Origin of the sequence: Piscinibacter defluvii, assembly GCF_004011805.1 — a bacterium.
GTDB lineage: Bacteria > Pseudomonadota > Gammaproteobacteria > Burkholderiales > Burkholderiaceae_C > Piscinibacter > Piscinibacter defluvii.
In genome coordinates, this window is the sequence record NZ_RCHJ01000129.1 from 1 (window position 1) to 704 (window position 704).

1 pseudogene is annotated in these 704 nt (G+C 75.1%); it reads right to left on the bottom strand.

The features are described from left to right. Nucleotides 1-704, bottom strand: a pseudogene (locus D9C15_RS33670) (hypothetical protein); the annotation flags it as partial.

Consider the following 704-nt stretch of genomic DNA (forward strand, 5'->3'; position numbering starts at 1 on the left):
GTTGCCGGCGTTGGCCAGCGTGACGTTGCCGGTGCCGGCGTCGATGCTGGAGGCGCCGGCCACGGTGATGGCCGTGGCCCCGGGGGCCTGGGTGATGGCGCTGTCGGTGCTGCGCAGCGTCAGCGTGCCGCTGGCGCTGATGCTGTTCTGCAGGGTCAGCCCGTCGGCGCCGGTCAGGCTGATGTGGCGGCCGGCGAGGGTGCCGGGCGTGCTCAGCGCGCCGCCGCTGGACAGCACGAGGTCGGCGTTGCCGGTGTCGATGGCGCCGCTGGGGGTGCTCAGCGTGCCGCCGGCCACCAGGCTGACGCCCTGGTCGGTGCCGCTGCTCAGGCTGGCGACGCTCAGCGCGTTCTGGCCGCGCAGGCTGATCGCCCCGGCGCTGACCGAGACGTTGCCCTGGAAGTCGTTGCCGGCGTTGGCCAGCACGAGGTTGCCGCCGCTGGTGGCGATGCCGGTGGTGCCGGCGACGCCGAGGCTGCTGCCGGCCTGCTGGGTGATGTCGCCGCCGCTGGTGGCCAGGGCGAGGTTGCGCGAGGCCAGCACACTGCCCAGGTCGAGGCTGCCGGCGGCGCTGCGGGTCAGGCTGATGTCGCGGCCCTGCAGCGTGCCCAGCGCGGAGCCGAGCGCGCCGAAGGACAGCGTCAGGTCGGCGCTGCCGGTGTCCAGGTCGGCCACCGGCAGGCTCAGCGTGCCGCCGGCCACGA